General features: G+C 62.2%; 25 protein-coding genes. 15 read left to right on the forward strand and 10 right to left on the reverse strand.

Annotated features, from left to right (window positions below; translation table 11 throughout):
* Positions 1 to 259 precede the first annotated feature (259 nt).
* Entirely contained in the window at positions 260 to 925 is a 666-nt protein-coding gene (locus ACOJSJ_RS11825) for a response regulator transcription factor (protein WP_420145180.1), read from the forward strand.
* Positions 926 to 1,055: 130 nt separating this feature from the next.
* On the opposite strand, the gene ACOJSJ_RS11830 is transcribed toward ACOJSJ_RS11825, so the two are convergent.
* On the reverse strand, positions 1,056 to 1,559 hold the full coding sequence (locus ACOJSJ_RS11830) for a response regulator transcription factor (RefSeq protein ID WP_420145181.1): 504 nt from the start codon (positions 1,557 to 1,559) through the stop codon (positions 1,056 to 1,058).
* Positions 1,504 to 2,187, reverse strand: coding sequence for a response regulator transcription factor (locus ACOJSJ_RS11835; protein ID WP_420145182.1), 684 nt, complete (start codon positions 2,185 to 2,187; stop codon positions 1,504 to 1,506). The genes ACOJSJ_RS11830 and ACOJSJ_RS11835 overlap by 56 nt, the downstream gene beginning before the upstream one ends.
* A gap of 250 nt (positions 2,188 to 2,437) precedes the next feature.
* Here ACOJSJ_RS11835 and ACOJSJ_RS11840 point away from each other — a divergent pair, with 250 nt between their 5' ends.
* Together ACOJSJ_RS11840 and ACOJSJ_RS11845 are read left to right on the forward strand one after the other, a co-directional pair.
* A complete protein-coding gene (locus ACOJSJ_RS11840) occupies positions 2,438 to 2,779 on the forward strand; it encodes a hypothetical protein (protein ID WP_420145183.1) in 342 nt (113 codons plus the stop codon).
* Between the two features lie 148 nt (positions 2,780 to 2,927).
* The gene (locus tag ACOJSJ_RS11845; protein WP_420145184.1) at positions 2,928 to 3,470 is read left to right on the forward strand and encodes a hypothetical protein; all 543 of its coding nucleotides are present in this window, start codon (positions 2,928 to 2,930) and stop codon (positions 3,468 to 3,470) included.
* 17 nt (positions 3,471 to 3,487) lie between these two features.
* Here ACOJSJ_RS11845 and ACOJSJ_RS11850 read toward each other — a convergent pair whose 3' ends face one another.
* The 3 genes from ACOJSJ_RS11850 to ACOJSJ_RS11860 all read right to left on the reverse strand — a co-directional run bounded on the left by ACOJSJ_RS11850 (position 3,488) and on the right by ACOJSJ_RS11860 (position 5,626).
* Positions 3,488 to 3,778 (reverse strand): DUF1971 domain-containing protein, encoded by a 291-nt coding sequence (locus ACOJSJ_RS11850; RefSeq protein WP_420145185.1) that lies wholly within the window; start codon positions 3,776 to 3,778, stop codon positions 3,488 to 3,490.
* A gap of 219 nt (positions 3,779 to 3,997) precedes the next feature.
* Positions 3,998 to 5,212 (reverse strand): NO-inducible flavohemoprotein, encoded by a 1,215-nt coding sequence (hmpA, locus tag ACOJSJ_RS11855; protein ID WP_420145186.1) that lies wholly within the window; start codon positions 5,210 to 5,212, stop codon positions 3,998 to 4,000.
* Between the two features lie 24 nt (positions 5,213 to 5,236).
* Positions 5,237 to 5,626: a group III truncated hemoglobin gene (locus tag ACOJSJ_RS11860; RefSeq protein ID WP_420145187.1), complete on the reverse strand. Its 390-nt coding sequence runs from the start codon at positions 5,624 to 5,626 to the stop codon at positions 5,237 to 5,239.
* A gap of 165 nt (positions 5,627 to 5,791) precedes the next feature.
* Here ACOJSJ_RS11860 and ACOJSJ_RS11865 point away from each other — a divergent pair, with 165 nt between their 5' ends.
* From ACOJSJ_RS11865 to ACOJSJ_RS11875, 3 genes are all read left to right on the forward strand, one after another.
* Positions 5,792 to 6,475 carry an alternative oxidase gene (locus ACOJSJ_RS11865; RefSeq protein ID WP_420145188.1) on the forward strand — a complete coding sequence of 228 codons (684 nt, stop codon included), beginning with the start codon at positions 5,792 to 5,794 and terminating at the stop codon, positions 6,473 to 6,475.
* A gap of 99 nt (positions 6,476 to 6,574) precedes the next feature.
* Positions 6,575 to 7,063 (forward strand): Rrf2 family transcriptional regulator, encoded by a 489-nt coding sequence (locus tag ACOJSJ_RS11870; RefSeq protein ID WP_420145189.1) that lies wholly within the window; start codon positions 6,575 to 6,577, stop codon positions 7,061 to 7,063.
* 216 nt (positions 7,064 to 7,279) lie between these two features.
* Positions 7,280 to 8,935: an ATP-binding protein gene (locus ACOJSJ_RS11875; protein WP_420145190.1), complete on the forward strand. Its 1,656-nt coding sequence runs from the start codon at positions 7,280 to 7,282 to the stop codon at positions 8,933 to 8,935.
* A gap of 71 nt (positions 8,936 to 9,006) precedes the next feature.
* Here the strand turns inward: ACOJSJ_RS11875 and ACOJSJ_RS11880 are convergent, their stop codons facing one another.
* On the reverse strand, positions 9,007 to 9,330 hold the full coding sequence (locus ACOJSJ_RS11880) for a hypothetical protein (RefSeq protein ID WP_420145191.1): 324 nt from the start codon (positions 9,328 to 9,330) through the stop codon (positions 9,007 to 9,009).
* Between the two features lie 236 nt (positions 9,331 to 9,566).
* Between ACOJSJ_RS11880 and ACOJSJ_RS11885 the strand changes: the two genes are divergently transcribed.
* From ACOJSJ_RS11885 to ACOJSJ_RS11905, 5 genes are all read left to right on the forward strand, one after another.
* The gene (locus ACOJSJ_RS11885) at positions 9,567 to 10,046 is read left to right on the forward strand and encodes a carboxymuconolactone decarboxylase family protein (RefSeq protein WP_420145192.1); all 480 of its coding nucleotides are present in this window, start codon (positions 9,567 to 9,569) and stop codon (positions 10,044 to 10,046) included.
* 82 nt (positions 10,047 to 10,128) lie between these two features.
* On the forward strand, positions 10,129 to 10,746 hold the full coding sequence (locus tag ACOJSJ_RS11890; RefSeq protein ID WP_420145193.1) for an FMN-dependent NADH-azoreductase: 618 nt from the start codon (positions 10,129 to 10,131) through the stop codon (positions 10,744 to 10,746).
* Positions 10,747 to 11,433: 687 nt separating this feature from the next.
* Positions 11,434 to 12,264: an alpha/beta fold hydrolase gene (locus tag ACOJSJ_RS11895; RefSeq protein ID WP_420145224.1), complete on the forward strand. Its 831-nt coding sequence runs from the start codon at positions 11,434 to 11,436 to the stop codon at positions 12,262 to 12,264.
* A 315-nt stretch (positions 12,265 to 12,579) separates the two neighbouring features.
* Positions 12,580 to 13,194 carry an outer membrane protein gene (locus tag ACOJSJ_RS11900; RefSeq protein ID WP_420145194.1) on the forward strand — a complete coding sequence of 205 codons (615 nt, stop codon included), beginning with the start codon at positions 12,580 to 12,582 and terminating at the stop codon, positions 13,192 to 13,194.
* Positions 13,195 to 13,283: 89 nt separating this feature from the next.
* Positions 13,284 to 13,844 (forward strand): hypothetical protein, encoded by a 561-nt coding sequence (locus ACOJSJ_RS11905; protein ID WP_420145195.1) that lies wholly within the window; start codon positions 13,284 to 13,286, stop codon positions 13,842 to 13,844.
* On the opposite strand, the gene ACOJSJ_RS11910 is transcribed toward ACOJSJ_RS11905, so the two are convergent.
* Entirely contained in the window at positions 13,841 to 14,275 is a 435-nt protein-coding gene (locus tag ACOJSJ_RS11910) for a GNAT family N-acetyltransferase (protein ID WP_420145196.1), read from the reverse strand. The genes ACOJSJ_RS11905 and ACOJSJ_RS11910 overlap by 4 nt on opposite strands.
* A 305-nt stretch (positions 14,276 to 14,580) precedes the next feature.
* On the opposite strand from ACOJSJ_RS11910, the gene ACOJSJ_RS11915 reads away from it, so the two are divergent.
* Complete coding sequence (locus ACOJSJ_RS11915; RefSeq protein WP_420145197.1) at positions 14,581 to 15,639, forward strand: hypothetical protein; 1,059 nt, start codon at positions 14,581 to 14,583, stop codon at positions 15,637 to 15,639.
* Positions 15,640 to 15,946: 307 nt separating this feature from the next.
* On the opposite strand, the gene ACOJSJ_RS11920 is transcribed toward ACOJSJ_RS11915, so the two are convergent.
* Positions 15,947 to 17,464 carry an acetyl-CoA hydrolase/transferase family protein gene (locus tag ACOJSJ_RS11920; RefSeq protein ID WP_420145198.1) on the reverse strand — a complete coding sequence of 506 codons (1,518 nt, stop codon included), beginning with the start codon at positions 17,462 to 17,464 and terminating at the stop codon, positions 15,947 to 15,949.
* 138 nt (positions 17,465 to 17,602) lie between these two features.
* Positions 17,603 to 18,886 carry a citrate synthase gene (locus ACOJSJ_RS11925; protein WP_420145199.1) on the reverse strand — a complete coding sequence of 428 codons (1,284 nt, stop codon included), beginning with the start codon at positions 18,884 to 18,886 and terminating at the stop codon, positions 17,603 to 17,605.
* Positions 18,887 to 19,126: 240 nt separating this feature from the next.
* Between ACOJSJ_RS11925 and ACOJSJ_RS11930 the strand changes: the two genes are divergently transcribed.
* Entirely contained in the window at positions 19,127 to 20,827 is a 1,701-nt protein-coding gene (locus ACOJSJ_RS11930) for an FAD-dependent oxidoreductase (RefSeq protein WP_420145200.1), read from the forward strand.
* 112 nt (positions 20,828 to 20,939) lie between these two features.
* Here ACOJSJ_RS11930 and fsa read toward each other — a convergent pair whose 3' ends face one another.
* Positions 20,940 to 21,593 (reverse strand): fructose-6-phosphate aldolase, encoded by a 654-nt coding sequence (gene fsa / locus ACOJSJ_RS11935; protein ID WP_420145201.1) that lies wholly within the window; start codon positions 21,591 to 21,593, stop codon positions 20,940 to 20,942.
* 132 nt (positions 21,594 to 21,725) lie between these two features.
* On the opposite strand from fsa, the gene ACOJSJ_RS11940 reads away from it, so the two are divergent.
* The gene (locus ACOJSJ_RS11940; protein ID WP_420145202.1) at positions 21,726 to 22,397 is read left to right on the forward strand and encodes a DUF2490 domain-containing protein; all 672 of its coding nucleotides are present in this window, start codon (positions 21,726 to 21,728) and stop codon (positions 22,395 to 22,397) included.
* 46 nt (positions 22,398 to 22,443) lie between these two features.
* Positions 22,444 to 24,615: a primosomal protein N' gene (locus ACOJSJ_RS11945; protein ID WP_420145203.1), complete on the forward strand. Its 2,172-nt coding sequence runs from the start codon at positions 22,444 to 22,446 to the stop codon at positions 24,613 to 24,615.
* Positions 24,616 to 24,618: the final 3 nt, after the last annotated feature.

Consider the following 24,618-nt stretch of genomic DNA (forward strand, 5'->3'; position numbering starts at 1 on the left):
TTCACGATGGCAGGATAGGTCGAACCGAGTGCTTCGATTATCGACCCAATCGTCAGATCATAGGTGCCAAAAAGGAAGCAATCCCGATGCAAAAGAACAGGTCATGGGACGGGACGGGATCAGCCGACGATCGGTTGGGCCTGACGGGACATGCCCTAACCCTTCGTATGCTGGCGCACATACGGCTTTCCACCTATCATGCCCCTGGATTTGCCCGATAACGCGTCGGGCGCCATCGTCGCCTGAGCGGGAGGACGCAATGGACGCACAGACAACAGCAGCCGAACCGATCGTCCATGTCGTGGACGACGACGCAGGTATCCGCGACGCTTTGGAAGAACTGTTCCTGTCGGTAGGTCTGCCGGTCCGCAGTTACACGACGGCGCTGGAATTTCTGGATCAGGCCGATCCGCTTTCGCCCGGATGCCTGCTGTGCGACGTACGTCTGCCGCAACTGGGCGGGCTGGAATTGCAGGCCCGGCTGGCGGCGCATGGCTTAATGCTGCCCGTCATCTTCATGAGCGGCCATGCCGATATTCCCATGGCCGTGCGCGGGCTGAAAGCCGGGGCGATCGATTTTCTGTTGAAGCCGCTGCGCGATCAGGATGTTCTGGACGCGGCCAACACCGCCATAGAAATCAACCTGCAATCACGCATGCAGGCCATCGGAACGGGTGAGATAAGGCTGCGCTATGCCAGCCTGACGCCCCGCGAAAAACAGGTCGCGTCGCTGATCCTGACGGGCAGGAAGAATAAGGAAATTGCGCAGGCACTGGGCCTGAGCGAAATCACCGTCAAGATCCACCGCAGCAATGCCATGCACAAGATCGCAGCGAAGAATGTGCAGGATCTGGTGCGGATGGACAGGATGCTGAGTTTTTCGATCAGCAGCATCGATCACCAGTCGACGCCACAGGATATGTAGGGGCGCGGAATATTGAGAGCATGATCCGACTGGATTGAATTCCACCATGCTATAAAATGTCTTTTGTTTACCGCATTTTGCGAACCGCCATCTGTTCCAGATAACATCGAAATGCTGTCAGGATGCGGGGTCAGGCCCGTTCCAGCGCCTGTACGATGCAGCGCTGGAAATCGTCGATGTCGAGCGGCTTGCGCAGAAAGGCGATGCCCCCTGCCCGCTCCACATTCCGGTAGGTGGTTTCGTCGTCGATCGAGCTGACGAAGATGACCGGCAGGGTCGGCGCGATCCGGGCCAGATGGCGCGCGAGTTCGAACCCATCCATCACGGGCATGCGGACGTCCGATACCACGCAGTCGAAACGCCGGTCGGCAAGGTCCGCCAGAAAATCTTCGGGCGACGTGTATCGCGCGCTGTCGAAGTCCAGAACCTCCACCAGTTCGGCGATAGCATCGCACATGCCCGGATCGTCATCGACGACAGCAATGATAGGAATAGGCTGCAATTGAAGTTCCTCGATAGTCGGAACCTGGACACCGACAATGCGAAAATTCAGGGCGTTGCTAAAGGCATACGGTGGTCTAGGCAGCTTCGTCCTGTCGGATTTCCACGGGCAACATATCCCAGATGCGTACAAGTTCCGCGACCGATCCGGCTTCCATTTTTTTCATCACACTTCCACGGTGCAGTTTCACCGTTACCTCCATGACGCCCAGTTCATAGGCGATCTGTTTATTGAGAAGCCCCCGTACGATCAGTTCCAACACCTGCCGTTCCCGCGGTGACAGCGTTTCGAAACGCGCGATATTTTCGATAACGCCCTGATCGGCGGCGCGGCGCGCGCGGTCGATGTCGATCGCGGCGCCCACGGCGTCCAGCAGATCCTGTTCGCGCACCGGCTTGGTCTTGAATTCGAACGCCCCGGCCTTCATCGCCCGGATGCTCATCGGCACGTCACCATGCCCCGTCAGGAAAATGATCGGCATCACATGGCGATTGCGCGCCAGTTCGATCTGAAGATCAAGCCCGCTGATCCCCGGCATCCGTACATCCAGAATGAAGCAGCCGGGCCGGTCGGGCAGGGTCGCGGCCAGCAGATCGGTCGCGCTGGCGAAACAGAGCGTGTCGATGCCGACCGAGGCGAACAGTTCCTCCAGCGCTTCACGCTGTCTTTCCTGATCGTCGGCGATAACGACCAGAGGCGCTGCATCCGCCGGCGCGGCGCCTCCATTCTCGTCCGACGTGGGAAAATCTTTTTCGATCAATGCCTCAAACTCCTGCCGGGGTTTTAACAGAGCCAAGGGCGCGCACCAAGGAAGGAGGCCGTCGCCTATCCCATCGTATGAGGCACATGCGCCATGGCGCGGGGCGACAGTGGCCTGTTCATCGCACAATCCGGGGGGGGGCCAGCCGGAGCATATTGGTCGCTTTTGATCAGCAATCAGGTGCCCGACACACCGATAATCGCAGCAATCCATCCGTCGTACAGATCGGTCGAGCCGAGGAGCAGACATCATGATCGACCTGCATCTGAACCAGACGGAATGGGCGGAAGTATCCCGCGCATTCGACGAATCGACCCGCAAGGCACCAGTCGCACCCCCGCGTCCCGGCACATTATGGTCCATGCTGTCCCATGCGATGGCGATGATCATAGGTGAAAAACCGGTGCAGGAACCCGACACGCCGCGTCGTCAGGCGCTGCGCCAGTTCGTCCATGCGTCGATCGTCCGGCGCGGCATGGCGGAGGAATATGTGCCTGCGCTGCTGTCCTTCGGCCTTAACCGCCGACAGGTGGAGGCGCTTGCGATGCTGACCGTGCCGGGTCAGCTGGGGCAGGAATATCGCGCGCATTGACGCGCCCATTTCATGCGAAACCTATCCGACCGGATGATGATGACTGGGATTCCGTCTGATGTTGCTGCCCCTGCAAAGACAGGATTTTGGCTGTGACGGATGCGTCCTGCACGGCGCGTCCGTCACAGCCTGACCAACAGAGGCCGCAATGACGCAATATATGGTCATGGACGATGCAGAGCCGGTATCGGCGCAGATCGATACCCGATGCCGGGAACAGGATTTCATGCGCGCGCGACCGCAATTGAAGCGGCTGGCCACCCGGCTGCTCGCCAATCGCATCGACGTCGAACGCGTCCTGGAAGAAGTGCGCGACGCCTGGCACGAAACGTCGGGCCTGTTCGATACCCCGGTCCGTTACCTGTTGCGGCTGGTGGTTCATCGCTGCGCCACGCTCGACAGCGTAAGCGGCAGCCAATATGCGACCGCATCGGGCATGGAGGACGGCATCATGGCGATCGCCGACGATGCGCAACTGTCCCTGCTCAACGCCGTACACCGCATGCCCAAATATGCGCGGGAGGTGTTCGTCGCCACCATCCTCGACCGGGCGGCCGCGCTGGTCCCGGCGGAAGGCTATCCGCCGCCGCCAATTCCGCCTTCAACGGAGCAGGAAAATATGTTCCCGCCCTTCTCCACATGCCCGGCGGCGTGTTCGGGGGATGAGGATGCCGACAGGTCCGCGGCCTGATCCATCCCGGCCGACAATCAGGGCAATCGCCCAACCGGTTGATGATCGTAGAAATCGACCCGCAGCGACACCGGTCCCATCAATTCGACATGATGCGGGGAATCGGGTTCGATCAGACAGGGGGCCTGCGGCGTCACGATACAGGGCGGGCGACCATCTTCGTGCACGAAACGGATGCTGCCTTCGGTGACGCAGAGCAGGCCCCACACCCCGATTTTGGTGCGATGTTCGCGCTGAAGCGCCTGTGGCAAATTGTCCTGCGTGAAGAGCGGCGTGGACCGGTAGGGCTGTGACGGTTGGTCGGTCATGATGATCATTCCTTCAGGGTCGGATCGCAGGTTCGCCCTGGCATATGGCCGGTAGCGAAGGTGATCGATATGGCGCGCCTGTCGCCAGTATCGCGCGCCGGACGCGCCCGATAATCCGGCACGCACCCGGCGGCGTCATGCGACGATCGATGGATTGGAACCCGATCGCGTCAGGCGCCGACTAAGGGCACGCGATCGGGTTCCGCCACCTTCATCGCATCAGGCCGCCATCAGTTCGTCGGCAGGGCCGAAAAACTCATAATGGATACGGTCGGACGCAACGCCCGCGAGCGACAGTCCCGCCACGAACGTCCGCAGGAAGGGCTTGGGACCGCACAGGAAGATGTCCGCTTCCGTCAGCGGCGTGTTTGCCGCCAGCCAGTCGGTGGAAATGAAGCCTTCGCCCTGATGGGTGCGGCCCAGTTCGTCGGCGGGCAGAGGGTCGCTGTAGAAGGTCGAGATTTTGAGCGTGGGGCACGCCGCCGCCAGTTCGCGAACATGCGCGTCCATGGCATGGGTTTCGCTGTTGATCGCGCCATGGACATAATGGGCGTTCAGATGCGGATGATCGCGGGCGATCGCTTCGGCCATGCTGACCATCGGGGTCAGGCCGACGCCGCCCGACAGCAGGATGACCGGACGCTGGGGCGCTTCGGCCAGGAAGAAGTCACCGGCGGGCGGCGTCGTTTCCAGCACATCGCCAATCTGCACATGATCGTGCAGGAAGCGCGAGCCGCCCTGCCCGTTTTCTTCGCGCTTCACCGAAATGCGGTAATATTCGCCGTTCGGCCCGCAGGAGATGGAATAGTTGCGCTTGAGTTCGGGCACGCCTTCGGGCTTCAGGCGGAAGGTCAGATACTGGCCAGGCTTGTGACGCAGCACCGGCCCGCCATCTTCGGGACGCAGGATGAAGGATGTGATGACGCTGCTTTCGCGGATCTTGTCCGCGACGACGAAGCGACGCCAGCCGTTCCAGCCGCCTTCCGACCGCATGATTTCATCGCGCAGCACGACTTCGCGGGCCTTGAGGATGTTGGCAAGGAACCAGTAGGCCTCCCCCCATGCGCCAAGCACATCGTCGGTTGCGGCGTCGCCCAGCACTTCCTTGATCGCGGCCAGCAGGGCGTTGGCGACGAACGGATAATGTTCGGGTAGGATGTGATAGCCGACATGTTTATAGGCGATGCGTTCGACCACCGGGACCAGCGCACCCAGATTTTCGATATTCTGCGCATAGGCGACGATCGCGGCGGCCAGCGCATGGACCTGCGCCCCGCTTTCACCCTGATTCGCGTGATTGAACAGCGACCGGATATGATCGTCCTCAAACAGGCGCGCATACATCGCCTTGGTAATGGCGGTGCCATGCTGGGCCAGTGCGGGAACAGTCGCCTTGACGATGGCGATGGTGGCGGGGCTGAGAGGTTCGGACATGATGTTCACTCCTTGGGGGATGGTTCAGGCCGCCGCGACGGGCGAACGGCGATACTGGATGGCGAGTTGAAAGCTTTCGGCGATGCGGGCGGCCTTGGCCTGCACGGCGGCGGCGGCAGGTGCGGGCAAAAGCGCGTCCGACGTTTCGCGCCACAGCGCGAGCCAGCGTTCGAAACGATCTGGCGTCATCGCATCGGCATGCAACAGGTGCAGTGCGAGCGGGCTACCCTTGTACCGGCCGCTGGTGCGCATGATGGACGACCAGAAATCGGTCAGCCGACCGTGATGATCATCCCAGTCATGCACATGCGCGCCGAATATAGGCGCCAGCAGCGCGTCGGCGCGTACGCGTTCATAGAAAGCCTCGACCAGCGGCCGGATGGCGGCTTCCTCAATCATCAATGGATGGTTCATGGAGCGACTCCATAAGGTGCAAGTTAAGTGCACCTATTGTTCGATAAAAAGGTGCATGTCAACAGCATCTTTTAGCTTGCACTTCGAATCAAAAAGGGGCACACAGGATGCACCTTTCGCGACTCGCCCTTCTGACGGGCCGCGCTGCAAGGGAAGGAATTCGAGATGTATGAGAAAATCGCAGTCAGCATCGAACATCGGAAACCGCAAAATTTCGGCGACCGCATTGCCTTCGGCTTCACCAAGACCCTGCGCTTCTTTGCGGACCTGATGTTTCAGGAACGCCACACCCATCGCGCCATCGTGATCGAAACGGTCGCGGCGGTTCCCGGCATGGTCGGCGCCACGCTGACCCACCTCAAGTGCCTGCGCCGCATGGTCGATGACAATGGCTGGATCCGCACGCTGATGGAAGAAGCGGAAAATGAACGGATGCACCTGATGACCTTCATCAAGGTGGCGCAGCCCAACATGTTCGAACGGCTGCTGATCCTGCTGGTCCAGTGGGGATTCTACTGCGCTTTCTTCGGCATCTATCTGGTCGCGCCGCGCATTGCGCACCGGGTGGTGGGCTATTTCGAGGAAGAAGCGGTCATCAGCTACACCCACTTCCTGCAGGCGATCGACGCGGGCGCCATTGCCGACCGCCCTGCCCCGGCCATCGCCATCCATTACTGGAAGCTGCCGCAAGACGCGACGCTGCGCGACGTGGTGCTGGTGGTGCGGGCCGACGAAGCCCATCACCGCGACGTCAACCATGGCTTTGCCGATGAACTGGGCGGCAATGAGGGTGCGGGCGATGTCGCCCCCTATCCCGAACATGCCACGGAGCTGAACGTTGCGGCCTGACGTTTATCCCCCGGCCATGATGCGCATGACGGTCCGGCTTGTGCCGGGCCGTTTCGCGCGTCATGGCCGATGCACGACGGAATATATTGGACGCGACCGATGCAACTGACCCGCTACACCGACTATGCGATGCGCGTGCTCGTGCATGTTGCGGCGCGCGACGAAGGCGGCTTGTCGTCGATACAGGAAATCGCCGACGTCTATGGCGTGTCCAAGGATCATCTGAAGAAGGTGGCGCAGGATCTGGGCCAGGCCGGATTTCTGGACACGGTGCGCGGGCGCAATGGCGGGCTGCGGCTGGGGCGCCCCGCCGATCAGATCAGCATCGGCCAGATCGTGCGGCATACCGAAACCGGGTTCGATCTGGTCGATTGCAGTTCATGCCTGATCGCGCCCGCCTGCACGTTGCCGCGCATTCTGAACGAAGCGACCCGCGCCTTTCTGACGGTTCTGGATCGCTACACGCTGGCGGACATATTGTCGCGGCAGATCGATCTGCGCAGGCTGTTCGACAACAGGACCGGCGCGATAGAGGATATGCGATCGGTCGCCGGAGCGGATGAAGAGTGCCTGCATCACAGTCACTGACATAGCTGCCCGTTCGATCGAACGACCATGGATGCAGGCGCAATGGCCGGGGTGTCGCCCCCGTGGCGGAGTGACGGATACTCATACTTTCATATATGTCGCCACGTTGCCGTGCCCGAATCTTTTGACTTGCAACAAATCAGCCTGCACAATTTTCGGTGATGTCGGCGTGAAATGGCCCGGTTGCCGCACCCGTATCCGGGAAGAGAGGTCGGAATGTCGGAATGGGCGAAACCGGCCGACGATGTGCAGAATGCCAGAGATAGCATGATTTCCGGACCAGCCGCACCATTCAACGACGCAGCCCCCTATGTCAGGCTGGTTGAAGAAATGATCCCGTCGATCGTGGTCAGCGCGATGGCGGCAGGCGGTGGAAGCATCGGTCCGGACTGGCGCATCGAACGGGTCAATCGCAGCGCGCTCGACATGTTCGGTGCGGAACGGGAAGACCATCTGATCGGCGAGTCGGTCAAACGGCTGGTGTCGGTCGAGGATTTCATGTCGGTACAGGGCGTTCTGAACGCGACCATGCATGGCGTCGCCAGCCCGCACTATGCCATATTGGCGCGCACGATTGCGGGCGATCATCTGCCCGTCCGGGTAGGCGCCTGCGCCGTCAGCGCCACATCCGTCCGACTGGTATTCGCAACGCGCGAGCGATCCTATGATACGATGACCCGCCTGCAGGCGAGCGAGCAACGTTATCGCCAACTGTTTCACGACATGCCCATCGCGTTGCTACGCATCGATGCGCTGGGATCGCTGACCATTTTCGAAAAGCCGCGGCGCGAAGGCGTCACCGACCTTGGCGCCTATCTGGACGCCCATCCGCAGGAATTTGAGCGTGCACTCGATCTGGTCCGCATCGCCGACGCGAACGAACATGCCGAAACCATGTTCGGGACGGGCGAGCCGCGATCGATGCTACGCAATGTGCGCCCTTATTGGGAAGCGCGCCCCGACACGTTCCGGCGCATCCTGATCGCGCGCTATACCAGTTGCCGCTATTTCATGGAGGAAACGGTCGTGTGCGGCCTGGCGGGGCAACGGGTGCCGGTATTGCTGTCGCAGGCATTCCCGACCCAGAACCAGCCACAGGGCAACAGCCTGATCGGCATGATCGACATTAGCGGGCAGGTCCGGGCCGAAGCGGAATTGCAGCGGATGCAGGCGTCGTTCGTCAACGCCGCGCGCGCATCGCTGACCAGCGAACTGTCTGCTTCCATCGCCCATGAAGTGAACCAGCCGCTGTCGTCCATCGCCGTCAACGGGCAGACCGCGCTGCTGTGGCTGGACAAGTTCCCGCCCGACCTGGACCGGGCGGCGTTGCGGATGCAGCGCGTCGTCGACGATGCACGGCGGGCGACCGACATGATCCAGCGCCTGCGCGACATGTCGTCGGGGATACCCGTCGAACGCGTCCCGATCAGCCTGAACGATGTGGTGCAGGAAGCGCTGACCCTGACACAGGATGAAGGACGCACCCGGTCGGTGGACTTGCGCGCCAGACTGGACGACGCCCTGCCCATGATTTCGGGCAATCATGTGCAGTTGACCCAGGTTGTCGTCAACCTGATCACCAACGGATTGCAGGCGGTGGATCAGAGTGGGGCGGAACGGCGCATGGTCGAGATATTATCTTTGACCAGCGACGATGATCATGTCACGCTGGAGATCGCAGACAGCGGTCCGGGCATCGGCGCGGCTGATCGCAATCGCATCTTCGACAGTTTCTTCACGACCAAACAGTCGGGACTGGGCATGGGTCTGGCCATTTGCCGATCCATCGTCGCCAGCCATGACGGGCGCCTGACGGTCGGCCGGTCAGGCCTTGGCGGCGCATCCTTCGTCATCCGTCTGCCAACCGCATAATGACATAGCCGGTCCGATCACCATGCACCGAACCGATTATATTTTCGTATAATGCGCGAGCCCCGACGGGTTCAGCCGAGGCGCATGAAGGTGCTTTCCGCCTTGTCCTTGACGCCGGTCGCCTGCTTCACGGCTTCCGCAATCTGTTCGTCGATCGCCTGACGGGCGTCGGCGTCGAGCGCGGCATAGCTTTTTTCGTCCAGATTGTTGCGCTTCAATATCTCGTCGCGGGCGCGCTCCGCAGGTGTCTTTGCCGCCGCTTCCTTAAGATCCTCGATCGCGCGCGCCAGATTGCTATCCACCTTTGCCTCGCCCGACTGCTTGCCACCGCTGGGGCCGGTATAGCCGACGGGGAAAGCAAAATTCTGAAGTCCGCTACCGATTGTGATCGCCATGAGATTGGTCCTCCTGTGACGCGGAAAGCTAAATCGACCTGGTTAATAATCTATTGCTTTTTCATGCATTTACGCCCCATTTTAGATTTTGTGTCGCGCATTGATGCCGCCGGGCGATGCCATTTCGACGATTACACCCTTTCCGTCAGCAATCACATGGCAATCACCTATCTAATCGTATGAATTACGGTCTCGTATCTCCTCGCTACCGAAGCGATGCAAAGGAGTATGACGACATGACCCAACGTCTCGATCACATGAAGCAGAACCCCGCCCTCACCCAGAAGCTGGTGGAGCTGACCTTTGCCCTCAAGAAGGGTAGCGTCGACGAAACCATCCTGAGCCTGGTCGAAATCCGTGCATCTCAGCTCAATGGCTGCGCCTTCTGTCTCGACATGCATGTCAAGCAGGCGAAGCTGCACGGCGAACGCGAACTGCGCCTGTACCACGTTGCGATCTGGCGCGAATCGACGCTGTTCAGCGATCGCGAACGCGCCGCGCTGGAATGGACTGAAGCACTGACCAAAATCGCCCCCGAAGGCGTGTCGGACGAAATCTATAACGACGTCCGCGGCCAGTTTTCGGAAGATGAAATCGTGCAGCTGACCTATCAGGTGATGGTCATCAACGCATGGAACCGCGCATCAATCGCCTTCCGGTCGGTTCCCGGTTCGCAGGACAAGGCCTTTGGCCTCGACAAGGCCAATCTGGCCTGACGTCCCGGCATGGACCGTCCGGTGAAGTCCAGGACGGTCCGGTCGACCGATTAAACCGATTGATCCGGACAGGGAGATTCCAATGTCCTCCATTCTCCTCATCACCGCCAGCCCCTATGGCGCCGCGTCGCGTGGCGCGCAGCTGGCCATGCAGGCCGTGGCGAACCTCCAGTCGAAAGATGCGTCGCTCACGCTGGTTCAGCGCGACCTGTCCGCGCTCGCCAGCGCCACCATTCATTCCGATTATGCCGATGCGATCATCGGCGGCCATTCGCATGACGCTGCGGCTTTCGCCCTGTCGGAAGAACTGATCTGCGAACTGGAAGCGGCCGCCTATGTCATCATCGCGACGCCTATGCACAATTATACCGTGCCCGCAGCGCTCAAGGTGTGGATCGATTTCGTGTTGCGTTATGGCCGCAGCTTCGCGCCGATCGATGGCGTGAAGACCGGCTTTTTGCAGGATCGGCCGACGATGATCGTCGTGACTGCGGGCGGCATCGTGTCCGGTCCCCGCCGCCTTCAGCCCGATCATCTTTCCGGATATTTGCAGGACGTGCTGTCGACCATCGGCATCGACGACCTGAAATTCATCTATATGGATGGGCTGGCTAATCCGGCGCGCGCCGAACAGGTGACCGCAGACGGCATTCAGGCCATCGACGCGGACGCGGTCTTCGGCAAGAAGCTGGCGGCCTGAACTATACCATCGGATGGCGCGCGCTGCCTGCTTGGTTAATGGCCGCAACACAGCGATCCGATCATATTTTCCCTGCTCGGGACTTCCCTCCCCAACCCTGCATCCCGAGCTTGCTGCACTGTCGACCGCCCCTTCGGCATGTGCAGTGATTTGGGCGGACCGGCCTGACCCCAGCCCGGTCCGCCCATTACATCATGGATGGCAACGACAGCAGATGGCGTAACCGCCCGTTGCGTGCATGGCCTGCGGACATCGCGCGGCCAGCCTATCCCACGGTATGATGACGCCTCGCCCTTCTGCGGCTCGAAGGCATTGGGCGACTTGCCTATTCTCATTTCCGGCAGCGTCACCACGGCACCCCGATGATGACGCCACCCCGGTCAACGACAGCGATATGCGGGCCGCCGGTTTTCATCCTGATCGTCCGTCGACCGTCCGCGACCGGGAGCGCGGCGGATTTCGGCGCATCATGGCCGTTGCTTCGGCCATGTCCGCACCGCCATTCTTCCGGGAAGGGAGTTTATGATAATGACGCACATAGACGAGTCCGAAAATCCGGCCTGGCCGACCGCCAATCGCCGCGACGTGCTGGGCAGCATGGCCGTCGCGGGACTGGCGCTTTCCGCTGCACCCATGGTGGCCACGGCCGCCACGACACAGGCTTCATCCACCACAGGAGACATGACCATGGATAATTTCACGACCAAGGACGGGACCCGCATCTTCTACAAGGATTGGGGTCCGAAGGATCTGCAGCCGGTGGTGTTTCATCACGGATGGCCGCTGAGTGCGGACGACTGGGACACGCAGATGCTGTTCTTCCGCGAAAAGGGCTTTCGCGTAATCGCCCATGACCGGCGCGGCCATGGCCGGTCGACCCAGACCGACAGCGGCAACGACATGGACACCTATGTGCAGGATCTGCTGGAACTGACGGCGCATCTGGACCTGCACAAGGCGGTGCATATCGGCCATTCGACCGGCGGCGGCGAAGTCGCCCGCTATGTCGCCAAGGCCCAGCCGGGCCGCGTGGCCAAGGCCGTGCTGGTCGGTGCGGTGTCGCCCATCATGCTGAAGACGGACAAGAATCCGGGCGGCCTGCCCCTGTCGGTGTTCGACGGCTTCCGGGCTGCGCTGGCCGCGAACCGCGCGCAATTCTACGTTGACGTCCCCAGCGGTCCTTTCTACGGTTTCAATCGTCCGGGCGCCAAGGTGACGCAGGGCACGATCGACAACTGGTGGCGTCAGGGCATGATGGGCGGCGCCAAAGCCCATTATGATTGCATCAAGGCTTTTTCCGAAACCGATTTCACCGAAGATCTGAAGGCGATCAATGTGCCGGTGCTGGTGATGCATGGCGATGACGATCAGATCGTGCCGATCGCGGATTCGGCGCAGCTGGCGATCAAGCTGCTGAAAAATGGCGAGTTGAAAGTCTATAAGGGCTATCCGCACGGCATGCTGACCACCCATGCCGATGTGCTGAATCCCGATATTCTGGCGTTCATCCGCAAATAAGAGCCTGCGGGAGCGGCGCATATGCCGCCGCTCCCGCAATCCCATGGCATCTGCTGGCTATTCCTCACTTTCCAGCATCAATCACATGGCATTGTGGCCGATAATATTATCCCGATGACGGGACTACCTAGGATGCGTCAGGCGACGTTATCGCAAAGGACACAGGACAAGGCCGGATCGATCAGGCGATCGCGCTGAATGCGCTTTCGCAGAGGATGGCCTTCGCTCTCGCGATCCATGGTGCGCCAGCCCCGACGGCAACCATCGCCCGGAACCCGCAAGCGGGATCCGGACGGCAAAAGAAAGGGAAGTCCCATGAAGACCATCATCGCATCCGCCCCCACCGCCATCGCCGCCGTGCTGGCCATCGCCACCCCGGCCGCCGCTCAGGAAGCATTCCAGGGCCCCTATGCCGGCATCGAAGCAGGCTGGAACAAGAACAAGGTCGGTTCGGCCGATACCGACGTCGGCATCGCCAATGTCCATACGTCCAAGGATTCGGCGACCGCAGGCATCTTCGCCGGTTATAATTACAAGGTCACGGACAAGATCGTGCTGTCGGGCGAAGCTGGTTTCAGCATGGGCTTCGACGATCAGGCGACCCGGTCGGGCGGCGGCACGCTGGCCAGCATCGACCCGGAATATACGTTTGATGTGGGCGTGCGTGCCGGTTACCTCGTCAACGACAAGACGCTGGTCTATGTGCGTGGCGGCTATGAAAATCTGCGTGCTTCGGTCCGCATCAACGACGCCACCGCAACGCGTTATGGCAAGGATAATTTCGACGGCTGGTCGGTCGGCGGCGGCGTCGAACGGATGCTGACCGACAAGGTCTCCGCCCGTGTCGAATATCGCTACAGCGATCTGGGCGGGGGCGATGCCAAGTTCCAGCGTCATCAGGCTCTGGTCGGCGTCGCCTACCACTTCTGACAACCGCCGGGCGCTGCCCGCGCCCGACAGGACCGGCTCCCCGATCGCCAGCGCGGTCGGGGACCAGTCCGGACCGACGGGAGGTCATCATGGAATTTTTCGACAGCAGCGTCATCGACGCCGAACGCACCGACTTTATCCCCTCTGACGATCATGCCCCTGCCATGTCCGCGGCGCGCAGACCAGCGGAGCTGTCCCCGCTCGAACTGTCGGTGATCGGCCTTTCGCTGACGGACCCGGTGGCGTCCATCACCGGCGCCCCGCGCTGGCATTTTTCGATGCCGCACCTGATGCGGACGGAAAAACTGAACCGGCTGGCCAACGACCGGCTGGAGGAGCTGCGCCGTTTTTCCATCATCTTCCGCGTGCGCAACAAGGTCGATCCGCTGACGCTGCGCCGCCTTGTCGACGCCGGATATACGCTGGAGCAGGCCGATCTGGTGCAGCAGACGATATTGCGCAAGACCGCAGCGCAGCGGGCCAGACGGCCCAAGATGCTGGCATGGCTGGTGCTGGCGCTGATCGCACTGATGCTGTTCGGCCTGATGCAGATGATGCTGGGCGAAACCATCATCAGCCTGATCATCACCGGCGTCGGCTTTGCCACGCTGGCGTCCGTCGCGGCGCCGCGTGACCATGTGCTGCGTTAGGGGTTGAGACGCTGGATCAGGTGAAAGGCGACCTTTTCATAACCGCAGCGTTCATAGACTTTCTGCGCGCCGACGTTGGAAATGGCGGTATCGAGCGTGACGAAGGCATAGCCCGCCGCCACGGCGATGTCGCGCACGGCGTTCAGCATGGTTTCGGCATGCCCCTGCCGCCGCGCATCGGGCGCGACCACCAGATCGTCGATATAGATGAACTGGCCGAACAGCAGATTGTCCAGATGCCGGTAACCCGCGAGCGCAAGGACGTCATCGCCGTCCAGCAGAGCGAGCAATGTATACCCGCTGGCCATCTGCCGTTTGAAACGTTCGACCACCACGCCGTCGTCGGGATCGAGATGCGGGCGCAATTCCCGCATGACCGGAATGCAGGACCGGATGTCATATTCTGCCGTAATTTCGCTGATCCTGTGCATGTCATTCCTCTTCGACCTGTTATGGCGCGACCTTCTGGGGATGCAGCCATGCCGTCAGACGACGCCACGGCCGCAAACCCGGCATCGAAACCCTATCGCCGCGCGATGAAGACCGCGATCCTTCGCAGGGCAAATCCCTCTATACGAAAGCATAGGTCATCGCTCCGCTAGACCAGCGTATGAGCGCAAACATCACCCCGCCGTGGCAATGACGTCATGCCAAAGTGGACCGTGCGCGGCGGATGGACCGTTGGCGCGCGCCGCCGTTCCGCCAGAAGCAGGCCAGAAACAGGAAAGGGTCAAAGATGACCGCCTTCATCGAAACAGCATCCGTCGGTCGGTCCGTCCGGTCCGGCCGCAGTGCGGTGGTATCGGCCGTCGCGCCGGCGATATTCGCGCTGTTCTATCCGCTGTTCGTCGATGGTTTTCACTGGGCGGTCGGCCTGCCCGGATCGTCGGTGACCGAAAGCCGCATCATCGTTGCGACAGCGATGTTGACTCTCATGTTCGCCGTGCCGCTTTACGGATTTGTCCGCATCGCAAAGGCGCCCATGGCGCCGGGGGTCAGCCCGGCCTTTGAAATCCGCGCCCGCCGGCTGGCCTATGCGACCGTGGTCGCGCCGACCATCTATTGCTTCATCGGCGTGTGGAAATTCCTGCTGTCCAGCCCGCTGCCCGATGAAGCCGCCTGGGCGATCATCTGGGGACTGGCCATCGCCTATACGGCATGCGTACCGGCAGGCGGCGAAGCGGGCGCTTGGCGCGCGCCATCCCCTGCCCTGCGTGTCGTGCACGGGGTTACGGCGGCGATCCTTGTCGTCTTCGTCGCATTCCACCTGACCAACCATATGTTCGCATGGAAAGGACAGGCAGCGCATGCCGCCGTCATGGACGTGGGGCGCATGGTCTATCGATCGTCCTTCGTGGAACCGGTTCTGGTCGCCGCGATGCTGTTTCAGGTGGTCACCGGCCTGATGCTGGCATGGCGATGGAGCGCAAGGCGGCTCGATTTCCACAGGATATTTCAGGTCGCTTCCGGATTTTTCCTGTCCGTCTACATATTGGGGCATATGAATTCGGTCTTCACCTTTGCCCGGTGGTTTTATGGCATCCCGACCGGGTGGGATTTCGCGACCGGCGCGCCCAACGGCCTGATCCACGATCCGTGGAGCATCCGCCTGATCCCCCATTATGCACTCGCGATCTTCCTGATCGTGGGACATCTGTTTTCCGGGCTGCGGGTCGTGATGCTGGCCCATGGCGCACAGCGTATGACGGCGAACCGCATCTGGGGCGCGGGCATCGCGTTCGCCGCGCTGCTGTCCACCGCGATCATGCTGGCGATGTGCGGCATGCGGATCTGATCGACGCCTGAATTGGGAGGTTTCGCATCGCCTAGACCATCAGATGAGCAGGGGTTGACCTGCGGCTGATCGGCGTTGCTGCGGCGCAATGATAGAAGGATGGCACGCCCGGAGGTCAGACCCTCTCCCAGACCTCTGGTGCGTTTTGACCTTGCGTCTCTGAGCGGGCTGGCCTTTCCGCCCCGATAGCTGTCCAGCCCGCTCCCTTTTCCAGACCATGATATGGCGGCTGCAATGCGCGGACAGAAGCCGGACGCTGAAAACGGAACGCCGATTGCGCCCCGTTTTCAGCGTCCGATCTCCATGATCAGGGACGCATGCTGCCGGTCGTCATGAAGCGGTAATGCCACGACAGCGCCTCATCCGGCAGCGAGGGGGACTGAAGCCCGTAGGAACCCCTGAGTGCGCGTTCGAAATAATCGGTCAGCATCGGGCGGAAATCGGGATGGGCGCAATGAGCGATGATCAGGCGCGCCCGTTCCTTTGGACTGAGGCCGCGCAGGTCCGCCAGCCCCTGTTCCGTGACCAGTATCTGCACATCCTGCGCGATATGATCGACATGGCTGACCTGCGGCACGATGGCCGAAATCTGCCCGTTCTTCGCGGTCGATGGCGTCATGAAGATGGAGATATAGGCGTTGCGGGCGAAATCGCCCGATCCGCCGATCCCGTTCTGAATACGCGAACCCATGACATGGGTGGAATTGACCGCGCCATAAATGTCCGCTTCGATAAGGCCGTTCATCGCGATGCAGCCCAGCCGCCGGATCAGTTCGGGATGATTGCTGATTTCCTGCGGGCGCAGGATCATGCGGTCGCGATAGCGCTCCATCCCCGTATTGATGCGTTCCGCCGCCTGCGGACTGAGCGAGAATGCGGTAGCCGACGCCATGCGCAGCTTGCCGCAATCCAGCAGGTCCAGCATGCCGTCCTGGATCACCTCCGTATAGGCCGTCAGATCGTCGAAGGGGCTGTCGACCAGGCCCGACAGCACGGCGTTGGCGACATTGCCGACGCCCGACTGGATCGGCAGCAGCGACGCGGGCAGCCGTTTGCGGGCGACTTCATGCCGGAAAAATTCCATTAGATGTCCAGCGATCGCGTTGGCGGCAGCATCGGGCGCGGCGAACGGCAGATTGCGATCGGGCACGTCGGTTTCGACCACACCCACCACCTTGTCCGGATCGACGCGCAGATAGGCGCTGCCGATGCGATCATCGGGACGTACCAGCGGGATCGGCACGCGATAAGGCGGCAGCGCAGTACCGTAATAGATGTCGTGCATCCCCTCCAGCGCGGGATTTTGCCAGCGATTGACTTCTAAAATCACTTTCTTCGCGCGATCGAGCCATGTCTTGTTGTTGCCGATGGACGAGGACGGGACCAGCCCGCCATCGTCCCGAATGGCGGTCACTTCCACCACGGCGACGTCCAGATTGCCCAGAAAACCCTGCCACGCCATGGGCGCGACCTGGCTGAGATGCATGTCGAAATAGTTCATTTCGCCCTTGTTGATCCGTTCCCGCGCGATCGGATCGCTATTGTAGGGCAGGCGAAATTCGATGCCGTCGGCCTTTGCCAGAGCGCCGTCCAGTTCAGGCCCGGTGGACGCGCCGGTCCATACGCTGATGCGGAACGGCCGACCAGCGGCGCGTTCCGCCTCTATCCGTTCGGCGAGCGCCATCGGCACGGCCTTTGGGTATCCCGACCCGGTAAAGCCGCTCATGCCCACGGTGTCGCCAGACCCGATCAGTTCGGCCGCCTGCGCCGCCGGCATGATCCTGCTGCGGAAACCGGCATGCGCGATGCGGGAATAAACGGACATGACGGCATCCTCTTGTCATTGCTGGACGGAAAGCGCGGTAGGCACCGGCGGGTATCGCGCCAATCAACCGAACGTCTAGGTTGGACGGGACGACGATCCGATGATCGCCGCCCCGTTTACCTGATGCGCGACGCGCGATCAGCGGTCGCCGATGGGGACGAAGCTGCGCTGCGCCGGGCCGACATACAGCTGGCGCGGACGGCCGATCTTCTGATCGGGATCGGTGATCATCTCGTTCCACTGGGCAACCCAGCCGACCGTGCGGGCCAGCGCGAACAGCGCGGTGAACATGGTGGTGGGAAAACCGATCGCGGACAGGATGATGCCCGAATAGAAATCCACATTGGGGAACAGTTTCTTTTCGATGAAATAGGGATCGCTGAGCGCGATTTCCTCCAGTCGCAGGGCGGTTTCGAACAGTGGGTCACTGACCTTCAGGCTGTCGAACACTTCGCGCACCGTTTTTTGCATCACGGTCGCGCGGGGATCGTAATTTTTATAGACGCGATGGCCAAAGCCCATCAGCCGGAACGGATCATCCTTGTCCTTCGCGCGATCGATATAATGGGCGATCCGGTCGGGCGTGCCGATTTCCCGCAGCATGTTGAGCGCGGCTTCATTGGCGCCACCATGCGCCGGCCCCCACAGACAGGCGATGCCCGCCGCCATGCAGGCAAAGGGATTGGCCCCCGACGAACCGGCCAGGCGAACGGTCGATGTGGACGCATTCTGTTCATGGTCGGCGTGGAGGATGAAGATGCGATCCATCGCCTTTTCCACCACCGGGTTCACTTCATAGGGTTCGGCAGGCACGCCGAAGGTCATGCGCAGGAAATTGCCCGCATAGGACAGCGAATTGTCGGGATAGAGGAAGGGCTGACCGATGCTGTATTTATAGGCCATGGCCGCGATCGTCGGCATTTTGGCGATCAGCCGGTGACTGGCGACCAGCCGTTGTGCGGGATCATGCACATTGGTCGAATCCGGGTAGAAGGCCGACAGCGCGCCGACCACCCCGCACATGACCGCCATGGGGTGCGCGTCGCGGCGGAAACCGCGGTAGAAGCTGGCCAGCTGTTCATGCAACATCGTGTGCATGGTGATCGTGGAAACGAAGTCGCCCAGTTCGCCCTGCGACGGCAGTTCGCCGTTCAGCATCAGATAGGCTACCTCCATGAAGTTCGCCTGTTCGGCCAGTTCGCCGATGGGATAGCCGCGATGCAGCAGCACCCCTTCCCCACCGTCGATATAGGTCAGCGCCGACCGGCAGGACGCGGTGGAGGTGAAGCCGGGATCATAAGTGAAATTGTCGGTCTGACCGTAGAATTTGCGGATGTCGACGACATCGGGTCCGACCGTTCCGGACAGGACGGGATAGTCCCGATCTTCACCCGATAGCGAGAATGTGGCGGTGCTGGTCATGGAGGCGCTCCAGAGGATGATGTGCGCGCCACAGTCGCCAAGCCGCTGATGTCGGGCCACTATACGGACGTCCAATCGACCCCATGCCAATGGCGGATCGCCCGGCGCGGCAACGCCCGGACATGGGGATAAAGCGCCTGTCCATCCGTATAGGTCATTCTGCCCCATCACCTGATTCCGACCGTGGCGCGTAACTGGTCTTCTGCTTTTCAGCCCGACGTCCTTCCGCAGGAGAGCCATATGATCGACCTCGCCACGGCAAGCAGTCCGCTCAATTTCCATCACACCGAAATCTGCATCGTCGGAACGGGCATTGCAGGCATCACCGCCGCGCGACGGCTGCTGGCGGCGGGATGCGACGTCACGCTGCTGGAAAGCGGCGGGGGAGATTATGAAAGCAGGACCGCAGAGCTGAACGACGGGGCGTGCGACGGGCGCCCCTATTATTCGCTGCGCGACGCGCGGCTGCGCTTTTTCGGCGGGACCAGCGCGATATGGGGCCGCAGATGCGCCGAACTGTCCCCCATCGATCTGGAGGTACGGTCATGGATACCCCATTCGGGCTGGCCGATCCGGTGGGACGAACTGGAACCCTATTATGAACTGGCGCGATCCGCATTCGGCCTGAACCCATGGATGCCGATCAGCCGCGACCTGAACGAAGCAGGGTTGCCGGTTCCGGCATTCGACCGCGACAGGATCAACATGCCGATCTGGTCGTTCGATCCACGGCAGGATCGTTTCACCATGCGCCATTGTCGCGACGTCATCGACCATCCGCGCTGCACCCTGTTCACCCATGCCACGGTCACCGACATCCGCCCCCATGCCCATGGTCGGTCGGTCGATTGCGTCGTGGCGAAATCGCTGACGGGTCGTCAGCTGATGGTGCGGCCACGCGTGCTGATGCTGGCGACGGGCGGCATCGAAAATGCGCGCATGCTGCTTGCATCCCGGTCGCTGAGCGAGGACGGGCTGGGCAACGGCCACGGGCTGGTCGGGCGGTTCTTCATGGAGCATCCGCACACGCGCGGTGGGCGGGTCGACAGCGACCGGGCCTGGCCGCTGCTGCGCCTGTTCGGCAAGCGGCACCGGGTGGACGATCAGGATGTCGCCGCCCTGATCACCGCGAGCGAGCAGGTCCAGCGGAGCCATGGGATATTGAACAGTTCGCTGACCATCGCGGCCCGCCAGCCCGAACATGACCGCCCGTTTCTGGGCATGCGGGCCTATAGCCATGCCAAGCACAGGCTGGCGCCCAATCGCCGCAACCGCGCCCTGTGGCTGGGCACGAAGGCGATGGTGACCGCGGCGCAGCGTGCCGTCGATCCACTGCGCCCATGGTTGCTGCACAGGATGGGGAAGCTGGAACTGACGCTGTCGGTACGGGCGGAACAGGCGCCCAATCCCGACAGCCGGATCATGCTGGACCGGGCGACCGATGCGCTGGGCGTCCCGAAGGTCAGGCTGGACTGGCGATTGTCCGACATCGACAAGCGCAGTGTCGCGGTGCTGGTCGATACCGTCGGCCGCGAATTTGCGCGACTGGGCATCGGCACGGTGTCGCCCGCGCCATGGCTGATGGACGACGCCATCCCATGGCATAGCGACGATCGGGTGTCGGCCCATGCCATTGGCGGCTATCACCATATGGGCACCACCCGCATGTCGCACAGCCCCCGGACGGGCGTGGTCGATGGCGTTGGCCGCGTGCATGGCATCGCCAACCTCTATATCGTCGGGTCGTCCGTCTTTCCGACGGGGGGATGGGCCAACCCCACGCTGACCATCGCCGCGCTGACGCTGCGCACCGCCGATCATATTGCCGCCGTACGGAAACAGGCGTTCGCGTTGCCGGAAAGCCTGATGAAACTGGGACAGATGGAACTGTACGAGCCGCAATCCCGCCAATCCGAACCCGCATCGACGTCAGCGGAATGAGGGGCAGATAAAGATGGGCGCCGGTTCCGATGGTCTTTCGGGTCCGGCGACGTGAGGCGGCTGCTCCTACCCGACCTCCCACAGGGTGAGAGGTCGGGCCGGTGCTTTTCTCTTACAAAATGGTCTGACCCGTCTTCGCCCAGTCGGCGGCGAAGCCTTCGAGGCCCTTGTCGGTCAACACATGCTTCGACAGCATCTTGATGACGGCGGGCGGCGCGGTCATCACATCGGCGCCGATGCGCGCGCTTTCCAGCACATGGATCGGGTGACGGACCGACGCGACCAGAATTTCGGTGTCGAAACCATAATTGTCGTAGATGAGGCGGATGTCGCCGATCAGCGCCATGCCGTCGAAACCATTATCGTCATGACGGCCGACGAAGGGCGAAATGAAGGTCGCGCCAGCCTTTGCCGCCAGCAGCGCCTGATTGGCCGAGAAGCAGAGCGTCACATTGACCTGCGTACCATCATCGGTCAGCGCCTTGCAGGTTTTGAGGCCGTCGATGGTCAGCGGCACCTTGATGCAGACATTGTCCGCGATTGTGCGCAGGACTTCGGCTTCCTTCATCATGGTTTCATGGTCGAGCGCCACGACTTCGGCGGACACCGGGCCGTCCACGATGCCGCAGATTTCGGCCACGACTTCCAGGAACTGGCGGCCCGACTTCGCGATCAGCGACGGGTTGGTGGTCACGCCATCAAGCAGGCCGGTGGCGGCCAGATCGCGGATTTCAGCGGTGTCGGCAGTGTCGACGAAGAATTTCATGGAAGGACTCCGGGATAGGACGAATCGCGTCCCTTTAGCGGCTGGCGGGCGGATTTTCTATCTTTGCGCTGTAACAATTGCATATGCCATCGGGCCGGATTAGGGCGCGGGCACCTTTCCAAAGGACCAGACATGCCCCGTTTGCCCTGTGCGCGCCTGATCGGCGCGCTGTGCCTGCTTGCGCCATTATCGATGCCCGCACGCGCCGCAACGCAGGAAAGCCAGGCATGGGTGAGCGAACTGGCAACGATCCGCATCGACGACGCCAACACACTGACCATCGATTCGAGCCAGCGGCTGCGATCCGATGCGCGCAGCGGCGGGGAGCAGTTTCTGGCGCGCGTCGCGCTGGACCGCCAGATCGCGCCGCTTGTGCAGATGGGCGGCGGTTTCGCCTATCTGAAGAGCGAGGATGATCAGGAATTGCGCCTGTTTCAGGAAGCGATCCTGAGCAAGGGCATATGGCTGGCCCACACGCGGATGGAGCAGCGTTTCTTCGACACTGCCGACACCCCAAGCTGGCGATTGCGGCAACGGGTGCAGGCGAGCGTGGCGGTCGACCGGGCCAAGCGATGGACGGTGATCGCGGCGGGAGAAATCTTCTTCCACCTCAACCGCGCGCGGGCGAATGACAAGACCGGCCTGGCCATGATGCGGCAGCAGATCGGCCTGCGCCGTTCGCTGGGCAAGATACTGGACGCGCAGATGCTTTATATGCGGCATATGCGGCAGCAGAATTTGCGTGACGGCCGGCCGGACGTCGTGTCGCACATTCCCTGGCTGACGCTCAGCTGGCGGCTCTGACCGACAGAGGATTGCGCGCTGCGCCCAGCGCTATAAGGACAGGGGCATGTCTTCGCGCGCCCGTGTCCTGATCCTGAACGCTGCCCTTGGGCCGCTCGATTATCGGGTGCCGCACGGCATGTCGGTGCAGCCCGGCAGCATCGTCGTCGCGCCGCTGGGGCCACGCCAGCTGATCGGCGTCGTATGGGAAGAAGATAGTTTCCCCGACATCGACACGGTCGGCGACAATCGCCTGCGCAACCTGATGGAGGTGGTGGACGCCCCGCCCCTGCCCGCAACATTGCGGCGGCTGATCGAATGGACGGCGGATTATTATCTCAGCCCGCCTGCCGCCGTGCTGCGCATGGCGCTGTCGTCCATGGCCGCGCTGGAGGGAGCGCGCACGGTGATCGAATATCGCGCCACTGGCGCCGTGCCCGACCGGATGACCGAGCAGCGCGCACAGGCGCTGGAGCGGATCGGCGATCGGCAGGGCCTGATCCGCGAACTGGCGATGATCGGCGGGGTCAGCGACGCGGTGATCCGCGGCCTTATCAAGCAGGATATTTTCGAACCGGTCGAGGTCAGCGTCGATACGCCCTTCCCCATGCCCGATCCGGACCATGCGCCGCCCGCCCTGTCGGACGCGCAGACGGCGGCGGCGGGGCAGATGGCCGATGCGGTGCGCGCGCATGATTTCGCGCCCTTCCTGCTGGACGGCGTTACCGGGTCCGGCAAGACGGAAGTCTATTTCGAGGCGATTGCGGCGGCGATCCGGGCCGACCGGCAGACTTTGGTCCTGCTGCCCGAAATCGCGCTGACCGAACCCTTTCTGGAGCGGTTTGAAAAGCGGTTCGGCACGGTGCCGGTCAACTGGCATAGCGGGCTGCGGCAGAGCGAGCGGCGGCGGGCATGGCGCGCCATCGCGTCGGGGCAGGCGCAGGTGGTGGTGGGCGCGCGGTCGGCGCTGTTCCTGCCCTATCCCAATCTGGGCCTGATCGTCGTGGATGAAGCGCATGAGGCGAGCTTCAAGCAGGAAGACGGCGTCCATTATCATGCCCGCGACGTGGCGGTGATGCGCGGCCTGATCGAAAAATTCCCCGTCATCCTGGCGTCGGCCACGCCCGCCATCGAAACCCGGCATCAGGTGGAACTGGGCCGATACGCCGAAATCAAGCTGCCGTCGCGTTATGGCGGGGCGGAAATGCCCGCGATCGAGGGGATCAACCTGCTGACCGATCCACCCGAACGGGGCCGCTGGATCGCCCCGCCGCTGGTCGCCGCCATCGATGAGGTGATGGCGAAGGGGGAGCAGAGCCTGCTGTTCCTCAACCGCCGGGGCTATGCACCGCTGACACTGTGCCGCCATTGCGGCTATCGCTTCAAATGCCCCAATTGCACGGCGTGGATGGTCGAACATCGGCTGACGCATCGGCTGGCCTGCCACCATTGCGGGCATGTCGTGCCCGCGCCGCGCGCCTGCCCCGACTGTAGGCAAGAGGATTCGCTGGTCGCGTGCGGTCCCGGCGTGGAGCGGATCGCGGACGAGGTGAAGGCGCTGTGGCCACAGGCGCGCACCGCCATCGCGACGTCGGACACGCTCTGGTCCCCCGCCCGCGCCGCCGATTTCGTGAAGTCGGTGGAGGCGGGCGATGTCGACATCATCGTCGGCACGCAATTGATCACAAAGGGCTATCATTTCCCCAACCTGACGCTGGTGGGGGTGATCGACGCCGATCTGGGGCTGGAAGGAGGCGATCTGCGCGCGGCGGAGCGGACCTTCCAGCAGATCGTGCAGGTCGCCGGGCGTGCCGGGCGCGGCGAAAAGCCGGGCAAGGTGTTCATCCAGACGCGGATGCCGGACAGCGAGGTGATCCAGTCGCTGATCGAGGGCGATACCGAGCGTTTCTATGCCGTGGAAACGGAGAACCGGCGGCGCGCCAACGCCCCGCCATTCGGCCGGTTCGCCGCGATCATCATATCGAGCGAGGATGCGGACGAGGCCGCGCAGACCGCGCGCCTGATCGGCAAGTCCGCGCCCGTGATAGAGGGGATGCGCGTGTACGGTCCCGCCCCCGCGCCGCTGTCCGTGCTGCGCGGGCGGCACCGGCACCGGCTGCTGGTCCACGCCACGCGGCAGGTGGATGTGCAGGCGGCGATCCGCGAATGGCTGGGCAATCTCGCCTGGAAATCGGGAACGCGGGTGGCGGTGGACGTCGATCCTTACAGTTTCATGTGAGAG

It is taken from the genome of Sphingobium sp. (assembly GCF_048594625.1).
GTDB lineage: Bacteria > Pseudomonadota > Alphaproteobacteria > Sphingomonadales > Sphingomonadaceae > Sphingobium.